19 protein-coding genes are annotated in these 17,398 nt (G+C 54.7%); 6 read left to right on the top strand and 13 right to left on the bottom strand.

What is annotated here, in order from left to right:
- Positions 1–8: 8 nt before the first annotated feature.
- The 3 genes from flgK to CLV87_RS09035 all read right to left on the bottom strand — a co-directional run bounded on the left by flgK (position 9) and on the right by CLV87_RS09035 (position 3,751).
- Positions 9–1,457: a flagellar hook-associated protein FlgK gene (flgK, locus tag CLV87_RS09045; RefSeq protein ID WP_099241787.1), complete on the bottom strand. Its 1,449-nt coding sequence runs from the start codon at positions 1,455–1,457 to the stop codon at positions 9–11.
- Between the two features lie 35 nt (positions 1,458–1,492).
- Positions 1,493–2,800 carry a flagellar hook protein FlgE gene (locus CLV87_RS09040; RefSeq protein WP_099241789.1) on the bottom strand — a complete coding sequence of 436 codons (1,308 nt, stop codon included), beginning with the start codon at positions 2,798–2,800 and terminating at the stop codon, positions 1,493–1,495.
- 114 nt (positions 2,801–2,914) lie between these two features.
- A complete protein-coding gene (locus CLV87_RS09035) occupies positions 2,915–3,751 on the bottom strand; it encodes a flagellar motor protein MotB (protein ID WP_099241791.1) in 837 nt (278 codons plus the stop codon).
- Between the two features lie 197 nt (positions 3,752–3,948).
- On the opposite strand from CLV87_RS09035, the gene CLV87_RS09030 reads away from it, so the two are divergent.
- Together CLV87_RS09030 and CLV87_RS09025 are read left to right on the top strand one after the other, a co-directional pair.
- The gene (locus CLV87_RS09030; protein WP_099241793.1) at positions 3,949–6,099 is read left to right on the top strand and encodes a YjbH domain-containing protein; all 2,151 of its coding nucleotides are present in this window, start codon (positions 3,949–3,951) and stop codon (positions 6,097–6,099) included.
- A complete protein-coding gene (locus tag CLV87_RS09025) occupies positions 6,096–6,770 on the top strand; it encodes a YjbF family lipoprotein (RefSeq protein WP_099241795.1) in 675 nt (224 codons plus the stop codon). Before CLV87_RS09030 ends, CLV87_RS09025 begins: the two co-directional genes overlap by 4 nt.
- Before the next feature lie 34 nt (positions 6,771–6,804).
- Here the strand turns inward: CLV87_RS09025 and CLV87_RS09020 are convergent, their stop codons facing one another.
- Positions 6,805–7,416: a sugar transferase gene (locus CLV87_RS09020; protein WP_099241797.1), complete on the bottom strand. Its 612-nt coding sequence runs from the start codon at positions 7,414–7,416 to the stop codon at positions 6,805–6,807.
- Positions 7,413–8,273 carry an NAD-dependent epimerase/dehydratase family protein gene (locus CLV87_RS09015; protein ID WP_099241799.1) on the bottom strand — a complete coding sequence of 287 codons (861 nt, stop codon included), beginning with the start codon at positions 8,271–8,273 and terminating at the stop codon, positions 7,413–7,415. Before CLV87_RS09015 ends, CLV87_RS09020 begins: the two co-directional genes overlap by 4 nt.
- A 101-nt stretch (positions 8,274–8,374) precedes the next feature.
- Here CLV87_RS09015 and CLV87_RS09010 point away from each other — a divergent pair, with 101 nt between their 5' ends.
- Entirely contained in the window at positions 8,375–9,493 is a 1,119-nt protein-coding gene (locus CLV87_RS09010; RefSeq protein ID WP_235871881.1) for a polysaccharide biosynthesis/export family protein, read from the top strand.
- A gap of 75 nt (positions 9,494–9,568) precedes the next feature.
- Here CLV87_RS09010 and CLV87_RS09005 read toward each other — a convergent pair whose 3' ends face one another.
- The gene (locus tag CLV87_RS09005; protein WP_099241801.1) at positions 9,569–10,024 is read right to left on the bottom strand and encodes a c-type cytochrome; all 456 of its coding nucleotides are present in this window, start codon (positions 10,022–10,024) and stop codon (positions 9,569–9,571) included.
- Positions 10,025–10,217: 193 nt separating this feature from the next.
- On the opposite strand from CLV87_RS09005, the gene idi reads away from it, so the two are divergent.
- Positions 10,218–10,742, top strand: a complete 525-nt coding sequence (gene idi / locus CLV87_RS09000; RefSeq protein ID WP_099244546.1) for an isopentenyl-diphosphate Delta-isomerase — start codon at positions 10,218–10,220, stop codon at positions 10,740–10,742.
- On the opposite strand, the gene CLV87_RS08995 is transcribed toward idi, so the two are convergent.
- The 3 genes from CLV87_RS08995 to CLV87_RS08985 are packed head-to-tail and all read right to left on the bottom strand — an operon-like array spanning position 10,726 to position 13,015.
- Positions 10,726–11,325: a Smr/MutS family protein gene (locus CLV87_RS08995; protein WP_099241803.1), complete on the bottom strand. Its 600-nt coding sequence runs from the start codon at positions 11,323–11,325 to the stop codon at positions 10,726–10,728. The genes idi and CLV87_RS08995 overlap by 17 nt on opposite strands.
- Positions 11,322–12,320: a murein transglycosylase A gene (gene mltA / locus CLV87_RS08990; protein WP_235871880.1), complete on the bottom strand. Its 999-nt coding sequence runs from the start codon at positions 12,318–12,320 to the stop codon at positions 11,322–11,324. Before mltA ends, CLV87_RS08995 begins: the two co-directional genes overlap by 4 nt.
- Before the next feature lie 38 nt (positions 12,321–12,358).
- Positions 12,359–13,015 (bottom strand): Tim44/TimA family putative adaptor protein, encoded by a 657-nt coding sequence (locus CLV87_RS08985; protein ID WP_099241807.1) that lies wholly within the window; start codon positions 13,013–13,015, stop codon positions 12,359–12,361.
- 103 nt (positions 13,016–13,118) lie between these two features.
- Between CLV87_RS08985 and CLV87_RS08980 the strand changes: the two genes are divergently transcribed.
- Positions 13,119–13,607: an FxsA family protein gene (locus CLV87_RS08980; RefSeq protein ID WP_099241809.1), complete on the top strand. Its 489-nt coding sequence runs from the start codon at positions 13,119–13,121 to the stop codon at positions 13,605–13,607.
- Positions 13,608–13,675: 68 nt separating this feature from the next.
- Entirely contained in the window at positions 13,676–14,179 is a 504-nt protein-coding gene (gene secB, locus CLV87_RS08975; RefSeq protein WP_099241811.1) for a protein-export chaperone SecB, read from the top strand.
- Positions 14,180–14,192: 13 nt separating this feature from the next.
- On the opposite strand, the gene dnaQ is transcribed toward secB, so the two are convergent.
- The 4 genes from dnaQ to CLV87_RS08955 are packed head-to-tail and all read right to left on the bottom strand — an operon-like array spanning position 14,193 to position 16,933.
- Positions 14,193–14,921, bottom strand: a complete 729-nt coding sequence (dnaQ, locus tag CLV87_RS08970; RefSeq protein ID WP_099241813.1) for a DNA polymerase III subunit epsilon — start codon at positions 14,919–14,921, stop codon at positions 14,193–14,195.
- Positions 14,914–15,507, bottom strand: coding sequence for a dephospho-CoA kinase (coaE, locus tag CLV87_RS08965; RefSeq protein ID WP_099241815.1), 594 nt, complete (start codon positions 15,505–15,507; stop codon positions 14,914–14,916). The genes dnaQ and coaE overlap by 8 nt, the downstream gene beginning before the upstream one ends.
- Entirely contained in the window at positions 15,504–16,337 is an 834-nt protein-coding gene (locus tag CLV87_RS08960; RefSeq protein ID WP_099241817.1) for a shikimate dehydrogenase, read from the bottom strand. Before CLV87_RS08960 ends, coaE begins: the two co-directional genes overlap by 4 nt.
- Positions 16,334–16,933, bottom strand: a complete 600-nt coding sequence (locus tag CLV87_RS08955; protein ID WP_099241819.1) for a Maf family protein — start codon at positions 16,931–16,933, stop codon at positions 16,334–16,336. Before CLV87_RS08955 ends, CLV87_RS08960 begins: the two co-directional genes overlap by 4 nt.
- Positions 16,934–17,398 lie beyond the last annotated feature (465 nt).

The raw sequence follows: 17,398 nt of genomic DNA, 5'->3' as shown, positions 1-17,398 counted from the left end.
TGTCCTCCTCAGATGGCCATCAGCCGTTCCATGAGCTCGTCAACGACGGTCATGACACGGGCATTGGCCGCATATTGTTGTTCGATTTGCATGAGGTTTTGCAGCTCTTGGTCGGTATCGACCCCTTTGGAGAGCTCAAGCTCGCTCAATGCGGTGTTTTGCGCTGACAGGAAGCTGCGTTCGTTTTCCGCCCTGACCCGCGTCCCTGCAACGCTGGAAGAATATTCCGAAATGTGGTTCACAAAGCTGCGCGACACTGAGGGAAGCGATGCCGAGCTGGGCACGGTAGCCTCGGTCAAAGCGGCTGCAATGGATTGCAACAATCGACCATCGCCCACTTCACCTTGCGTGGCGGCACCCAGACCGTCGCGCAACCGCCAAACGGTCCCTGAATCCGGTGCGACCAGGGAATTGAGTTGAATCCGCCCTGCCAATCCTTCTTCGTTCAAAGGATCAAAGGCAATTCCGGCGTCAGTGAACAGGCCAGGATCTGTCGCGCCAAGGGTTGTGTCTGGTCCGGACGGGCCCAGCCGTTCGATCAAGTCGCGGGCAATCGCGTCAAGTTCGGCCTGGTTTTCGACCGCGGTGACATCACGGATCTCAAACTGGGCGGCCAGACTGCCACCGGCAAACATGCCGGTTTCTGTCGAATTGACCGGAATTCCGTTGACCGTCAGACCATTGAGATCACCCGCTGACAAGGTCATGGCGGCCCCGATCGCGTTTACCTCACTAAACTCGATCTCAACCGGTGAGCCGTCCATCAGAACGGCCCCGTTCATTGTGAACAGCGCGATTTCACCGCGATCTCGTTCGACCACCCGCAACGGGACAATCGAGGAAATGCTATCAAGCAATCTGTTGCGTTCATCTTGGAGGGTCGCGACGTCGGTGCCTGTCGAGCTGGCCTTAACCATGTCGCCATTGATCTGATCGAGCCGCGCAAGCGTTTCGTTCAGTGTAGTTACCTGGTCGGCAATGGCACTGTCCGCATTCTGGCGTGACTGCTGGATCTCGTCTGACAGAGCATTCAACGTTTGCGTCAGGCTGGTTGCCGCTGTTGCGACATTTTCCAGCCTTTGTTCTGACGCCGGGTTGGTCGCAGCGGACAGCAAAGAATTCTCAAAGGCTGTCACACGCGAAACGAGCGATCCAGCGGTATCGCTTTCGCCAATCAAGCTTTCGAGGCGTTTGGAGTAGGTATACATCGTGTCCGAATGGGCAAGTGACGCATCAGATACGCGCCGATCTGACACTAGGACAGGATCGGAGTGACGAATGACCCCGGCGATGCGCACACCGCCGGAGGTTCCCAAGGAACCGGGGGTCAGTTCGAGCGTTCGACGCCCATACCCCTCGGTTGTAGCATTGGAAATGTTTGTCGACACCAGGCCGGCCGCCCGAGTATTGGCCCGAAGACCACTGAATGCATTGTATAGAGCACCCGATAAAGACATCTGGCGACCTCCTTCAACCGACGGCTAAACTGGTGTTAGCGTTTGATGTTTGTGGTTTCCTGAAGCATCTCATCCACGGTCTGGATGACCTTGGCATTGGATGAATAGGCGCGCTGTGTCTGGATCATGGCCGTCAATTCATTGGCCACGTCAGTTGCGCTTTCTTCACGGGCATAGGGGACAACGTCACCCACCGGGCCATCCCCGGCATCCCAAAGGAAGAAATTCCCGCTTTCAGGAGAAGGCATATAGATTTGCTTATCCATCGCGACCAAGCCGTTTGGATTGGGCACATCGATCAGCGGCACCTGATAAATCGTGCGCGAGATGCCAGTGTCAAAGAAGGCATGAACAAATCCGTTCTCGTCAACTTCGACATTGGTCATTTTGCCAACCGGAGAACCATCCTTGGAAATGTTGAGAGGTTGGAATTTGTCACCAACTTGGGTCAGGCCAGCGCTGGTTCCGGGTGCACCGATATTGATCTCAATCGGTCCGCCAGCCGCGCTCACAATCATCGTGCCAGTCGTGGCGTTATATGTCCCACCGGAAACCGTTGCGACAGATGCGATTGAACCGCCCGCGCCTCGGGTGTCATCAAAGGTGACTGTGTATTCGGCAATCGGGTTGCTGCCAGCATCCGTTGCAGAATCGTTGATTGTCACTGTCCATTCATTTGACGATCCGGTTGCGGGGATCGTGGGCGTAAAGGTGATGTTCAGGTTTTCCGAACGTCCTAAATTGTCGAAATATTCCACAGACAGATCAACAGGATCACCAGCCGCATCAGAATAGGTTCCCGAGGCTGGCAGGTTGACGCCAAGAAGCACCTCGGTTGTGGGTTCGCTGGTGAACTGGTTCAAATTGATGCGGATCGGTTCCAAGCTGCTGGATGTGTCGCGCGGATAGGTTGGTACGGTGCCGTCGGCATCCGCTGGCCACCCCAGCAACATCAGGCCGGATTCCGTGCGCAAGTATCCATCAGCATCAACACGGAACGACCCGGTTGTTGTCAGGAACATCTGTGGGTTGCCGTTGCCTGTGGCCACTTCGGTCGCTTCAGCAACGGGCAGGAAACCATTGCCGCGCACGGCAAGGTCGGTTGCATTGGTCGTCCCGACCAGCGCCCCGCCTTCGTCAACCAGTCGCTGTGTCGTGGTACGCACACCGCCCGCAGTATACCCGCCACCCGACGAGGACATCACCATGGACGTAAAATCAGTTTCCACACGTTTGTAACCGCTGGTGGAAGAATTCGCGATATTGTCTGAAATGGTCCCAAGTCGGGTTGCGTTGGCCGCAAGGCCCGCCACACCTGCGTTGAGCGATGAGGAGATCGTCATGGACACGCCTTTCTGCTGTCTCGTTCAAATTCAAGACAACAGATAAGGCGCTGAGCTTAACGCTGGCCTAACAGTTAAAATCCTACAGAAATCCAACTGCCTATGTTTGCCAGCCTATTGACCGCGTAAGAACACCACTTCGATCCTGTTATTTCTGATATCCATGTGGTTCTTACGCACAGGATCGCGGTCTGCATAAGACGTCACGCGCGTTACGCGGCTTGATTCCAACCCAGAGGACAACAGCAATTCCCGGAACACGGTTGCGCGCGCGGCTGATACTTCCCATGCCGGATTTTCGGTCATCACGATCGGATAGGCGGAAGTATGCCCTTCGACCGCCAGGCCATTTGTGACGATGTAGGATGCCTCAACAATCAGGCGCGACAGGTCTTCGAGCAGTTTGGTTGGCTTGGTTTCATCCCGGAACAAACGCGCCTGTTCGGTTTCGAACAGTTCGATGACCAGGCCTTCGTCAGTGGTTCGGGTGACAATATGTTCAAGCAATTCATCCGCCACCATGCTTTCGCCACCACGGCCCATCAGCAGATCTTCGACAACCTCGAATACCTCTTCTTCGACGGCATCCTCGTCATCTTCGCCAGATGTATGGGCACCCGCCGCCCCCTTTTCAGGTTGCGCATGCAGGCTGGTCGAGCCCGTGCCCATCCGAGGTAACGTATTCTCCGCAAAGACGGAATCACCGCCCAGCGCCCCTGTACCACCACCTGACACACGAGCCATGGCAATGGTTGGGCTGAAGTAATCAGCAATCCCTTTACGTTGTTTTTCGGTTGTCGCGTTCAACAGCCACATCAACAGAAAGAAAGCCATCATTGCGGTCACGAAGTCAGCATATGCTACCTTCCAGGCACCACCATGATGCCCATCGCCACCGACGACTTTCTTGCGTTTGATGATGACTGGCGCCAGTTCGCCGTCGCCACTCATCTCACCACCTTTTTCTCTCACCGAGACAAGGTTTAACCGCAAAGGTTTTACCAGCAGCTTAACGATTCAAAATGTTCCGTTAAAACGCCGCGTGCTGAAATTCACACAGGCGACAAGGAATGCACTGTAAAGAATGGACAGCCTGCATTAATATTCTTAGCAACGAACAAGCATTTTAGACGCAGAGAGGTAGTGGCATGCCGAATTCTCGGTTGCAGGGCGTGATGAAACGCGCCGTATTCGGGTTTGCATCTGTCTCATTGTCAGCCATGGCGGCCAACGCGCAAGAGGCACCGCGCGTGCCGTCGTTCAACTTGCATGGCTCGCCTGGCCTGATCGATATGCCAACGGCCGAAACTGCGCCTGATGCGACCCTGTCGACAACCTTTTCCTATGTTGGCGATACGATGCGCTCGACCATCGGGTTTCAGATCACCCCGCGCCTCGCTGGTTATTTTCGCTATACGGCTTTGGCCAATTTTGTGGACAATGATGACTGGGATGACGTCTATTTCGACCGCAGCTTTGACGTCAGCTACCAGATCCTGCGGGAGTCCAAATATCGCCCAGCTTTAACCTTGGGCATGCGCGACGTTTTGGGCACCGGTCTTTACAGCGCGGAATACCTTGTCGCGACCAAAACCTTGTCGCCGGGTTTGAAAGTAACCGGCGGTATCGGTTGGGGGCGTTTGGGCAGTTACAATTCCTTTGCCTCAGCCGGAACGCGCTCTGACATCACTTTGGAGCTGGGCGGTATTCCAACCTATGACCGCTGGTTCCGCGGTGATATTTCTGCCTTTGGCGGCGTGTCCTATGCGCCAAACGACCGCTGGAATTTCAAACTGGAATATTCTTCAGACGCCTATGCCAACGAGGTTGGTGCAGGCCAGATTGAACGCACAAGCCCCTGGAACTTTGGCATCGATTACCGGTTCAAAAACGGCAACCAGCTGTCGCTGTACCATGTGCACGGCACCGAGGTGGGCGCGCAGTTCACCTTGTCGACCAACCCCAAGTTCCAAGGTATCCCCGGCGGTGTTGAACCCGCCGGCGTCGCGATCAAACCACGCAATCCAAGCGAAATCGCCGATCTTGGCTGGACGCTGGATGCCAATGCCAGCTCAAACGCCAAAAATGCCTTGGGTGTCCTCGCAGCCAAAGAGGGTTTGGTTGTCGAAGCGGTCAAGCTTGAGAACCATCGCGCCACCGTCCGCCTTGTGAACCCGCGTTTTGGCGCGCCTTCGCAGGCAATTGGCCGCCTTGCCAGAACAATGAGCCGGTCCATGCCGGCCTCGATCGAAGAATTCGTTATCGTTCCGATTGCGAACGGTGTTCCGATGTCTGCGGTGATCCTCAAACGCTCCGACCTGGAACGGCTGGAGCACGAAAGCGCGGACAAAATGCTGGCCGAAGCCAGTATCATTGACGGGTATAATCTGGGTCTGAAACCCAATGACGGGCTCTATCCCAAATTCGAGTGGCGCCTTGCCCCCTATGTGGACATGTCCGTGTTCAACCCAAGCCAGCCGGTCAAGCTTGATGTCGGTGTGCGCGCCTCTGCTGAATATTACATTCGCCCCAATATCGTTTTGGAAGGCTCGATCACCAAAAAGCTTGCCGGGAACCTGGACAAAGAGGGGCGTTCAGATGAATCCGCCCTGCCACGGGTTCGCACCGACAATGACATCTATTCCCGTGAGGGTGATCCGGCCATCGAATACCTGCAGGTGGCCGCCTATGGTCGCCCTGGTCGCAACCTCTATTCCCGCCTCTCGGTAGGTTATCTCGAACGCATGTATGGTGGCGTGTCCGCCGAACTGCTTTGGAAGCCAGTCAACAGCCGGTTCGCTTTGGGGGCCGAGCTGAACTATATCCAGCGCCGCGATTACGACCAGCTCTTTGGCTTCCAGGACATGACAACCGTCGATCCGGAAACCGGTGCAAAATACGATATCCCGCATGTGAACGGGCATATTTCGGCCTATTACGACTTGGGCAACGGCTTCCATGGTCAGTTGGATGTGGGTCGTTACCTTGCCGGGGATTACGGCGGCACCATCTCCATTGACCGTGAATTTGCCAATGGTTGGAAAGTCGGCGCTTATGCGACCTTTACCAACGTCTCAGCTGAGGATTTCGGCGAAGGTTCGTTTGACAAGGGGCTGCGTTTCTACATCCCATTGGCACCGTTCATTGGCCAACCATCCCGCAAGGTGAACCCGGTGACCATTCAATCCTTGTCACGCGATGGCGGTGCCCGCCTGAATGTCCGCGGACGTTTGTATGAAGAAACCCGGGAATATCATGAACCGGAAATTGCAAAATCCTGGGGAAGGTTCTGGCGATGAGCATGGTAAGAAACGCAAAGCTGGCGCTTGGCATTGCCCTTGTGACGACCTTGGCAGGCTGTCTGGGAAGCAATAAAGAAGCTCCGCTGGTCAGCCTGAAAACTCTGCCTACGTTGTTTACCAAGCAAGAGCCGGTGATCCCCACGGTCACACCGGAACAGATCGGCCAGGTGCTTGCGGCGACGGAAAAACCGGTTTCCGTCTATGTGTTGGAAAACACCAAGGCACAGTTCATCCTGGTCGAGGTCGAAAGAAACCAAGGGTATCAAACCTATGGCTCGCGCGCGCGTCAGACCATTGCCCAGCGCAATGGCATGATGGTTTCAACACGCGGCTTTGGCGGTGATCTCATGTCCTCGGATGAGGGCGCATTGCTGTCATTGGTGCGTAACCGCTCCGTTGGAACCGCGTCTTATGTTATGCGTTTCTTGACCTCGGACAACCAGACACGGGTCCTGGCATTTGAATGCAAGTTGGATGTTGGGGATACCCACGCGGTTGCCTTGGGCGAAGTTAATTCCAAAGGTGTCGCGGTAACCGCCAATTGCTCGGGCGATGGCGGCAGTTTTAACAATCTCTATGTCGTTGATGCACGCGGAAACATTCTGAGCGGACGCCAATGGTTGGGTGATGTCATCGGCTATATGAACGTGCAGGCCCTTCGCCAATAAGGACCTGACGCTCTCACGTCCTTCCTAAGCCCTTTTAATGTATCGGAATCTTTCGGTACATTGTCACGCACATCATATGGATATCCGTGCAGGGCGTCTGGTTTTGCGCATAGATCAGGTCAAGCTTGGCCTTACGCGGCACGCAACGGCGGCAATAGACCTCTTCGGTCTCTTCAGCCGTTTCGCACACAGACAAAAGACGCTCTTCGGTCTTGTGATAGGCCAATGTCGCCAATCCGGTGACCCCGGGACGCGATTTCAGAACCTCGCCATAGATCTCCGGAAATTTTTCCACGTAATGGCGCAGTGGCGGGCGCGGGCCGACAAAACGGATATCGCCTTTGAAGATGTTCCATAGTTGGGGAAGCTCATCCAACCTGTAGCGCCGCAAAAAGGCACCGGTTTTGGTGATACGCGCCTCTTTATCCCCGCCTGACACGCCTTGATCATCAGGATCAAAATGCATCGTGCGAAATTTGAGCAAGTTAAAGCCCTGTTTTGGGGAATTCATCCGCTCGGACACGTAGAGAACAGGCCGGCCATCCAGGATCAGAATTGCCAACGGCACCAGGATGATGGCGGGCAAAAGAAATGGCAGAAACAGCAAGACAAAGAAGATGTCAAAGGAGCGATTAGCAAGCTTCATGGCCAAACCCCTCCGATTTTTGCCCCTTCAACCAGATGGGTGGGATCAGACGCATTCGCGCCTAAATCACAGATTGCCTGTAACCTGCGCGTATCCAAAACCACCGATTGGACGGCATTTCCCGGGGCCGGTTTCCAAGTCACATGACAACCCGCAGCCACGGCCAGCTCGGCCATTTCGACGGGTTCTGGTGATGCGACATTGATCGGGCCGGTGACAGTCTTGGCACGGATCAAATCGGCAATCACCTGCCCCAAATCCGGCGGTGCGATGTAACTTCTCTCTGGTCCTTTTCCATTTGGAAACCTGTCCAGAAACACCTCGCCTCCCGGTGTCATATTCCCAAACAAAGACTCTGCACCCGCCACATTGCCGATCCTCAGCATCACGTTTTCGATCTTCCCAGGGTTCTCTTGATCCCAGGCCTGAATTGCCCGCTCCATTTCAAGCTTGGACTGCCCATAGGCATTCGCCGCCTCGCCGGCGTCCTCTTCGCTCAACACGTGCCCCTGCGGAGCGTAAACGGCCGCTGAGGAGCAATGCAGGACCTTTCGAGCGCCCTTGGCAAGGGCAAGCTTAAGGGCGCTATGTGCAAGGGAAACATTGGCGTTCAAGGCGCTGCCATTTGACGGCGTCGCCCCCCAAAGCGCCAATATAACATCAATATCAGGTAAGTTTTCGCAACTTTCCTCGGGGGTCCAAACAATGCCGCCTTCCTCAGGCGGATCATTGCGATAGACGTAAATAAATTCAATATCTTGCGGGGGTTTCAGGGTCCAAGAGGCACGCAACATACGGCCGATTTTCCCGCTTGCGCCCAGGACAAGCGTTCTGATTTTTTGCGGTTCTGGCGCCACTCTTTGCCTTCAATCTGCTTTCAATCCATTAAGGCTCTGTCTATCAATGACTTCATTGGCTAGAAACAAATAAATTGTCGTGGCTTGGCCGGGGGGCAAACGTGCGTCTTTCTTTGAAACTCATCCTGCTATGTCTGTCCTTTGTGACATTGACAGCCTGCTCCTTGCCCAGAGGGGCGGCATTGCAGTCCGAAATCACCAATGAAAAGGCGTCGGAAGATCCGACTTTTCAGGTTGTTGAGGTCACGCGCAGCAATATCCCCGATCTGTTGAACTGGCCAAAAACCGGCTGGCACGGTCATTACCACTGGCCGAATACCAGCGAAGGTGTGAACTCGTCGACGATCCGGTCAGGCGATCGTGTGACAATCACGATTTGGGACAGCCAGGATCATTCTCTAATCACCAATCCAGGCCAGAACTATACGGTTATCGACAATGTCGAGGTTGATGGCGGCGGATCGATCTTTCTTCCTTATGTGAACAAGGTCCGTGTGCGTGGTCTGACTGCAGATGGCGCTCGCAAAAAGATCCAGAGCCGACTGGATCCAATCGTTCCATCCGCTCAGGTACAGGTCAGCCTGCGTCAGGGCCGCGATCATGCGGTTGATGTTGTTGGCGGCGTCGCCAAGCCTGGCAGCTACCCGATGCCGTCGCGCAATTACAAAGTGCTGAACGTCCTGGCAGATGCTGGCGGCATTCCACCAGGTCTGCGCAATCCGCGCGTGCGCCTTCTCCGTGGCTCCAAGACTTACGAAATCTCTTCCGAGCTACTGCTGGCCGATGGGTCCAAGAACGCCCTGCTCCATCCGCGCGACACCATTGTCGTCGAACAGGATGATCGCAGCTTTGTCGCCTTTGGCGCGTCTGGCAAAGAGGATCTGATCTATTTCCCAAAGGATCACCTCACCGCGTTAGAAGCCATGTCATTGATGGGCGGGTTGTCCGATACACGTGCCGATCCAAAAGGCGTGCTGATTTTGCGGGAATATTCGGCCGAGGATCTGAGCACAGCAACCGTTGGCCCGACCCTGCAACAGGTGGTGTTCACCTTTGATCTGACCGATGCCGATGGCCTCTTTGCCGCACGCAAATTCGAGGTCAGCCCAGGCGACACGGTTCTGGCAACAGAATCTCCGGTAAACAACCTGCGCACCATCTTTAGCTTGTTCGGTTCTATCCTAGGTCTTTCAGCTCAAAGCGCAGCGCTCAGCCGTTAAAGGCTACGCTTATGCAGGAACGAAAAAGGCCCGCCATAGCAGCGGGCCTTTTGTTTTAACTCTAAGTTAAGCAGCTTACTCAGACTTGGCTTCTTCGGCTGCTTCTTCTTCCATGGCCGGGCCAACAGATGCCAGATAGGCATACACGTCCTCAGCACCTTTTTTCAGGCGGAACGTCATCTTGGACTTGCCATCGCGTGCTTTCATGTAGGCTTTGGGATCGCTGACATAAGCAACGAATTCCTCTTCGGTCCAAACCAAGCCACCTTCACCGGCAGCGACCAGGTCTTTGCCGTATTTGAAACCTTCATAGGTGCCTGCGGTACGACCAACAACACCGTACAGGTTCGGGCCAGTCTTGCCACCTTTGACGATGTTCTCACCGTCAGCGTCCTGAATCATGTGGCAGGACTTACATTTCTTGAAGGCCTTTTCGCCAGCTTCTACGTCACCGGTTGGTGCAGACGTGTCAGCAAAAGCTCCGGTGGCCAATGTTGCGACGGCCAGAGCCGATGCGATCGTCATTTTCATGTTAGGTCTCCATCCTAAAACGCGCAATCCTGGGCGGAGCCTATCAAACCCTATGGGGGCGCAACAATAGTGCCAAAGGAGGATTACATGCGACCTTCCGCCCTTTGGCGGAAAGACGCTGTGCATTCTTGCCCTTGACTAGGGCTTCTTTGCTCTTCAATGAGCAGAAATGACCAAAACGCCTGACACTAACCTGACCGCACTGATTCCCGCCTGGGTCGATGGAAAGCTGACTCCCGTCGGAAAACTGGCTGCGCATGAACAAGGTTTGCGTCACAAGGCCATTTCGGTTTTTGTCATGGATGGCAGCAAAACCCTGCTGCAACAGCGCGCTTTGGGCAAATATCACACGCCCGGTCTATGGGCGAATGCCTGCTGCACACATCCCCATTGGGACGAGGCATCGTTGATATGTGCGGTGCGTCGGCTTGAACAAGAGCTGGGGATCACCGGGCTTGAACCGCAATTCAAGGACCAGATCGAATATCGCGCTGATGTCGGTGGCGGGCTGATTGAGCACGAAGTGGTTGATGTCTTCACTGCCGCTGCCGATCAAAACCTGCGGATTACACCGAACCCGGATGAGGTCATGGATTTTGCCTGGGTGGACCTGTCCGAGCTTCGGGTCGAAATCCGATCAAATCCTGCCAAATTCACACCCTGGCTGCGGATCTATTTGGTCGATCATTACGACAGTATTTTCAACGCAAACGCTTGAGATAGACGTAATAGGCCCCTGCCCCGCCATGGCGTTGATGCGCCTCGGCAACCTGCAAAATAGCTTGCGATGCTGGCGCCATGCGCAACCATTGCGGCACCTGCGTTTTCAACACACCTCGCCGCCGTGGCATCGGATCATAGGGATCTTCACGACTGCCCTTGCCTGTGATCACCAGAACCAAGCGCATCCCACGCGCCTGCGACGTCAGAACAAATCGGATCAATTCCGGATGCGCCTGATCCAAGGTCAACCCGTGCAAATCAAGCCGTGCTTCGGGAACAAGCTTACCGCGCTTCATGCGGGAAAACGCCTTGTTGTCCATGTTCAACGGATCTTCCTTGATCCGCTGCGACGTCGATTTCGGGAAAACATGGGTTTCTGTCTTGCGAACCGCTTTTTCGCCCATGGCAAAGGCGGGCAGTACCGGTTTCGGTGCCGGCTCAGGATGTGCCAGTTTTTCCGCGACTTTGCGGGCCGGTTCCGGTTCTTTGGCTTTGGGCCGGTTCAACAAGGGATCGGCAGATTGCGCGATTTGGTTCCAAAGCTCGATTTCATCAGGGCGCAGGCGCCGTTTCTTCATTGGACCGATTCCGGCAACAGGGCATAGGCGCGCTGAATTGGCATCAAAACAACCAATCGTCCAGGGTCTTTGATGCGACCGGCAATCTGCCCAGCCTCATCACCCGTTCCAATAAAAATATCCGCCCGTTGCGCCCCCTTGATCGCCGAGCCGGTATCCTGCGCGATCATCAACCGGTTCAAAGGATAACGCCCGCCCTTTTCGATCCAAACCGGGGCACCAAGAGGGGTGTAGAGCGGATCAACAGCAATCGACCGCATGGTGGTGATCGACCGGTTCATCGCGCCAAGCGGGCCTTTTTCAGCCGGCACTTCGCTGACTTCTCGAAAGAAAACATAGGAGTTGTTATGAAACAAAAGCTCCCGCCCGGCTTCGGGATTGCGACGCACCCAATTCTTAATGACCTGGGCCGAGACCTGGTGGGCCTGATAGGTGCCGCGGCGCACCAGCTCTTGCCCGATGGACCGGTATTTATGCCCATTCGCCCCACCATAGCCAACGCGAATAAAGCTGCCATCAGGGTATTTCACCCGGCCAGAGCCTTGAACTTGCAGGAAAAACAGCTCAACTGGGTCATCCACCCAGGTAATCTCAAGCCCGCGATTATCCATCACGCCCGATGTCAGAATTTCGCGCCGTGTCAGCCAAGGCCGCTGCTTTTTAGCTTCCTTGGGCATCTGATAGATCGGGTAACGATAACGCTCAGTCCGGACCGGAGATCCATCTAGTTCTGGTTCAAAATAGCCCGTGAACAGGCCATCGGTTTCATTGGTGATCATGACAGGGCGAAAGAACAGTTCAAAAAACTGTTTTGCATCACCCGCCTCAGCCGCGACATTGCACAGGGCTGTCCAATCGGGATCATTGAGATCCCGACAGGTGTTTTGGAACACCTCCAACGCGGCCCCGTGGTCATCCTGTTCCCAACCGTTCAAATCTTCGAATTTCAGGATCGTATGCGTGATCTCTGTATCGGAAACAGCCGGGGTGGACATGGATAAGACCGCTAGAAAAGCCGCGAAGAGGGAGTGTTTCATTCGTCCGTAGCGACAAGCTGCCAGTTCGGGTCGGAACTGCCCATGTCATGGGCATAGGTCCAGACGTCTTTCTGTTTCTTCACGGCGGTGGCAGAGCCTTCGATCACCTGACCTTCTGCGTCTTTGACGACCGAAGTCATATCAGCAACGCTGCGCACGGTGATTTCCGCTTGCTTTGTGTTTTCATCAAAGCTGGCCCCGACGATGGCAATTTCGCGCACGCCAATGAACTCTGCCTCGATGGTCAGGCCCTGTTCTTTGCGGCTGGCAACAACTTCTTCAAAGGTCTCGTAAACCTCGTCGGACAGGAACGGTTTCAGATCTTCGACCTCTCCGCGTTCAAAACCCATCAGGATCATTTCATAGGCACCGCGCGCGCCGGACACAAAGTCTGACACGGTAAAGGACGGATCAACGCGCTTCATCGCGGCCAGGGCTTTGGCGGCATCGCTGCCTTCGGCAACATGATCGATGATGTCACGATCAGGCCCGCCATCAATCACTTCAAGGTCAGGACGGCTTTCGCCTTGGTCACGCTGTTGGACCGGTGGTTTTTCAAAACCCTCGCGCGTACCCAGAACGCTGCGCAAGCGCAGGATTAGAAAAACGGCAATTCCGGCAAGAACCAGAAGCTCGATAATAGGAGAGTTCATTTACACCTCATTCGGGGCGGTCATGGAATTTTCTTGTTCAACACCCTATGTAGGTGAGGCAAGCAGGTGAGTCCACCTGACCACAAACAAGGAATGCAACACAATGTGGCTGTTTATCGCCTTTCTTCTGGTTCCCCTGATCGAAATCGGCCTGTTTATCCAGGTCGGTGGCGCAATCGGGCTTTGGCCAACCCTAGCAATCGTCGTTCTGACGGCTGTGCTGGGCACCTGGCTGGTGCGGGCACAGGGAATATCGGCGATGAACAATCTGCGCAGCAGTTTTTCGCGCCTCGACAACCCGAGCGAACCTTTGGCCCATGGCGCTATGATCCTGTTTTCCGGGGCGCTTTTGCTGACGCCCGGTTTCTTTACCGATGCGATCGGTTTTGCCCTCTTGGCGCCTCCGGTCCGCATGGCCGTGATCGCTTGGGCGAAAAAGCGGATCACTGTCAGTCAGTTTGAGATGGGTGGCCAGTTTCACACTCAGCAGCCCGGACCAACGCGTGACGACACAGTGATCGATGGTGAATTCCGCGAAGTTCCACAAGGCAAAGAACCAAACCATCCCGGGTCCGGCTGGACCCGCCACTGATAAACAAAGTTGAGGCCCATGCCATGGGCTGATATGGCTAACACCGATTTTATATTGGAGACCAGTCCATGGCTGAGACAAACGGCGCAGCAGAAGCACCCACAGAGGCACCTCAGGCGCCCAAGATGAATGTTCTGGCACAGTTCATTCGTGATCTTTCTTTCGAAAATATTCTGGCGCAAAAAGGCGTTTCTGGCGAAGTTCAGCCAGAAATCCAGGTTCAGGTGAACCTTGACGCGAAAAAGCGCAGCGCTGAAAACCAGTACGAAGTTGTGATGAAGCTGAAAGTGGACAGCAAGTCCGCTGCAGCCAAAGAGCAGCTGTTCCTGCTAGAACTGGATTACGCCGGTGTTTTCAACATCGAAGGCATTCCAGAGGATCAGATGCATCCGTTCCTGTTGATCGAATGCCCGCGCATGCTGTTCCCATTCGTGCGCCGCGTTGTGTCTGATGTGACCCGCGATGGTGGCTTCCCGCCGCTGAATCTGGAAACCATCGATTTTGTCGCGCTGTACCGCACTGAATTGCAGCGTCGTCAGGCCGAAATGGCCGGTCAAAAGGCCGACGCCTAAAGGTTTGTGGCGCTTAGGTCTTGGACCAAAGCGCCTCATCACCAAGCTTCTCGACAAAGGCGGCATGTGCCGCCTTTTCTTTTTTGCTAAGACGCGAGGGCAGGGGGGTTGGACGCGGTTCAGGGCGCCAATTCGTCTCTGTTCCAGCGGAATTGCTGGTTTCTTCGACCGGTGCCAGGCCGAAATCCGGCTGCTTCCCGCCGATCAGTTCCAGATACACATCCGCCAGAATCTCACTATCGAGAAGCGCGCCGTGCAATGTCCGGTTCGAGTTGTCGATATTGAAGCGTCGACATAGCGCGTCCAGAGATGCTGGCGACCCCGGAAAGCGTTTGCGCGCGATCATCAGCGTATCAATCGCCCGTTCATAGGGGATTTCCGGCAGGCCCATCCATTTCAGTTCGGCATTGAGGAATTTCATATCAAAGGCCGCATTGTGGATGACCAGTTGCGAATCCTCGATAAAGTCCAGGAAGGATTGCCCAACTTTTTGGAAAACCGGCTTGTCTTTCAGGGTGACCTCACCCGGTTCAGCCGCGCGCGGGCTGTCGAGCAGATCCGGGCCAATCCCATGCACGCCAAAAGCCTCATCCGGCATGCCGCGTTCCGGGTTGATATAGACATGATAGGTCTCACCCGTGGCGACATGGTTCATCAGCTCGACAGCACCGATTTCAACAATGCGGTCGCCGGAAAACGGATCAAAACCTGTGGTTTCGGTATCGAGCACGATCTCACGCATCTCTCAAACGCCTTTCAATATCCTGTACAACCGCCGCAACCTGTTCGCGAGCATGATCCAATGTATCCGTTTCGATCACATAGGTCGAACGTTTGACTTTGTCCTCGTTTGGCATCTGGCGGGCACGGATCTGGGCAAAGGTATCTTCGCTCATCGTGCCGCGCGCCAAAACCCGGTCTCGCTGGATTTGCGGTGAAACAGAGACACATGCTACCGCATCCATCTCTTGATCTCCGCCGGTTTCAAACAGCAAAGGAATGTCGAAAACACCGATCTTGTTGGGGTTTTGCGCGACAAAGCCGGCGCGATCTTGTTGGACCAGTGGGTGAACAATGCTTTCGAGTGTTTTGAGTGCAGAAGGGTCTTCGGACAAGAGTGTCTTGAGCGCGTCCCGAGACACAGAACCATCATTAATAGCAGACGGAAAGGCGTCTTTAATCGGATCAACAGCCGCTCCGCCGGCGGAATAGAGCCGATGCACCGCGGCATCTGCGTCCCACAGGGCACATCCGAGTTGCTGAAACATCTTCGCGGTGGTGCTTTTGCCCATGCCGATGGATCCGGTCAGGCCGAGCTTGAACCTCATCGCAGCACGGCGGCGCGGGTGGACTCATCAACTTCGGGACGCATGCCGAACCAGCGTTCAAATCCGGGCACGGCCTGGTGCAACAACATGCCAAGCCCGTCGACCACCTGACATCCGGCCTGTTCCGCAGATTGCAATAGTTTGGTCTGGAGAGGTGTGTAAACAAGGTCTGTGACCAACATTCCCGGCGCCAGAGCATCCAAAGGAACACGGAACTCCTTTTTCCCGGTCATGCCGAGCGAGGTCGTGTTCACGACGGTCGCGGCCCCTTCGATCAGATTGCCTGCCTGCACCCAGTCATGGACCTGAACCCGATTACCAAAGGCCTGTTGCAGGGCATCCGCCCGCGCTTTGGTTCGGTTTGTCAGGCGAATTTCAGGCACGCCGACATCTAAAAGCGAAGCAATGATGGCGCGTGCTGCACCGCCAGCGCCAAACACAACGGCTGGTCCAGCATCGGCCTGCCAATCCGGTGCATTCTGGCGCAGGTTTTCGATAAAGCCGAACCCATCTGTGTTATCCGCATGAATGCGCCCATCTTTGCGAAAGATCAGCGTATTGGCGGCCCCAATCAACGTCGCCCGGTCCGAGACCAGATCCGCAATCTCCATAACCCGTTCCTTATGCGGAATGGTAACATTGACCCCGACAAACCCAAGATCCGGCAGCATCCGGATGGTGCTTTCCAATTTGTCGGCAGAGATATCCATCGGGATGTAATGACCCGCGAGCCCGTGTTTACGCAGCCAATGCGCAAAGAGCCGTGGGGATCTGGAATGCGCGATGGGTGAGCCAATGACTCCGGCCAAGGGGATGCGGTCTAGGGTCATGCGGGTATCGCTCCCATATTGGAGAGTTGGTTGAGAAGCTCGATCAGAGGGAGACCAAGAACGGTAAAGTGGTTGCCGTCAACACGAGAGAACAGGCGCACACCTTCTTTTTCTAACATGTAGCCGCCGACGCAATGGCTGATTTCCGGCCAATTACGATCAAGATAGGCGTCCAGATAAGCGTCAGAAAAATTGCGCATCATGAGACGAGCAGGGGCCACATGGCGCCAGATCGGTTTCCCGTCTTCATATAAGACAGCCGCAGATAGGAGCTGATGGGTTTCACCGCGCAAGGATTTGAGCTGATGCTCTGCCTCATCGCGGGTGTTCGGCTTGGACAGGATCGACCCCTTGAAGGACAAAACCTGATCACAACCCAGCACTTTGGCCCCAGGAAATTTCTGCGCAACTTTACGGGCTTTAGATTCTGCTAAGGTATCAGCGATATCTCTGGGAGGCGCTTGCTCAGCCAGGAGGGCCTGTTTGATCAACTCTTCATCGACTCGGGGCGATTCGATTTGAACGGTCAAACCGGCGTCACGCAGCAAATCTGCCCGGATTTGCGAGCCGGATGCGAGGATGAGATGCGGATTCATGTGGATATGTCTGCGGGCAACTCTGTTTGGTAGTACAGGTATGTTTCTGAGGAAAAACAGACAAGGTTGCAAGGTTGTGGGTTAATGAAACCTTTATCCGCTTGTGTGACAGAGATGTGAACGCTGTGGATTGGATAACCTGTTGACCTTGGTAAGTCGAAACATGGGGAATAGTTTCTGACTTATCCCGATATGCTGTCAGTTCTGTTAACTGCATATTAAATATGGTTAAATCATTGGCCTTGGGACGTTTGCCAGATTGTTTTCCCCAGATTTCTCCCACAAGGAAGCCCTGTGGAACATCTCGGGGACAGGAAAATAATCCCCAGAACTTCGCGCCCCTCCTAAATCAAAATCCTTTCTTTTCTTTTAATATTTTTAAGAGAAACATGGGCTGCGATGGGATCATTGACTTGGTTCGACAAGCGTATTAGATCCTTTCTCACTCCTGTTCTGGAGCGAACT

This window comes from Pelagimonas phthalicica (assembly GCF_004364805.1).
In the GTDB taxonomy this organism is placed as follows: Bacteria; Pseudomonadota; Alphaproteobacteria; order Rhodobacterales; family Rhodobacteraceae; genus Pelagimonas; species Pelagimonas phthalicica.
Note: the sequence above shows the minus strand (reverse complement) of the source record. Positions and strands in the feature narration are given on the sequence as shown.

Coding starts and splice junctions, on each gene's coding strand:
- dnaQ (WP_099241813.1), bottom strand. CDS start 14,921: ATGCGTGAGATCGTGCTCGATACCGAAACCACAGGTTTTGATCCGTTT.
- coaE (WP_099241815.1), bottom strand. CDS start 15,507: ATGAGGTTCAAGCTCGGCCTGACCGGATCCATCGGCATGGGCAAAAGC.
- mltA (WP_235871880.1), bottom strand. CDS start 12,320: ATGTCCACCCCGGCTGTTTCCGATACAGAGATCACGCATACGATCCTG.
- CLV87_RS09020 (WP_099241797.1), bottom strand. CDS start 7,416: ATGAAGCTTGCTAATCGCTCCTTTGACATCTTCTTTGTCTTGCTGTTT.
- CLV87_RS08980 (WP_099241809.1), top strand. CDS start 13,119: ATGTGGCTGTTTATCGCCTTTCTTCTGGTTCCCCTGATCGAAATCGGC.
- secB (WP_099241811.1), top strand. CDS start 13,676: ATGGCTGAGACAAACGGCGCAGCAGAAGCACCCACAGAGGCACCTCAG.
- CLV87_RS08995 (WP_099241803.1), bottom strand. CDS start 11,325: ATGAAGAAACGGCGCCTGCGCCCTGATGAAATCGAGCTTTGGAACCAA.
- CLV87_RS09005 (WP_099241801.1), bottom strand. CDS start 10,024: ATGAAAATGACGATCGCATCGGCTCTGGCCGTCGCAACATTGGCCACC.
- CLV87_RS09030 (WP_099241793.1), top strand. CDS start 3,949: ATGCCGAATTCTCGGTTGCAGGGCGTGATGAAACGCGCCGTATTCGGG.
- flgK (WP_099241787.1), bottom strand. CDS start 1,457: ATGTCTTTATCGGGTGCTCTATACAATGCATTCAGTGGTCTTCGGGCC.
- CLV87_RS08960 (WP_099241817.1), bottom strand. CDS start 16,337: ATGACCCTAGACCGCATCCCCTTGGCCGGAGTCATTGGCTCACCCATC.
- CLV87_RS08985 (WP_099241807.1), bottom strand. CDS start 13,015: ATGAACTCTCCTATTATCGAGCTTCTGGTTCTTGCCGGAATTGCCGTT.
- CLV87_RS09025 (WP_099241795.1), top strand. CDS start 6,096: ATGAGCATGGTAAGAAACGCAAAGCTGGCGCTTGGCATTGCCCTTGTG.
- CLV87_RS09040 (WP_099241789.1), bottom strand. CDS start 2,800: ATGACGATCTCCTCATCGCTCAACGCAGGTGTGGCGGGCCTTGCGGCC.
- CLV87_RS09035 (WP_099241791.1), bottom strand. CDS start 3,751: ATGAGTGGCGACGGCGAACTGGCGCCAGTCATCATCAAACGCAAGAAA.
- CLV87_RS08955 (WP_099241819.1), bottom strand. CDS start 16,933: ATGAATCCGCATCTCATCCTCGCATCCGGCTCGCAAATCCGGGCAGAT.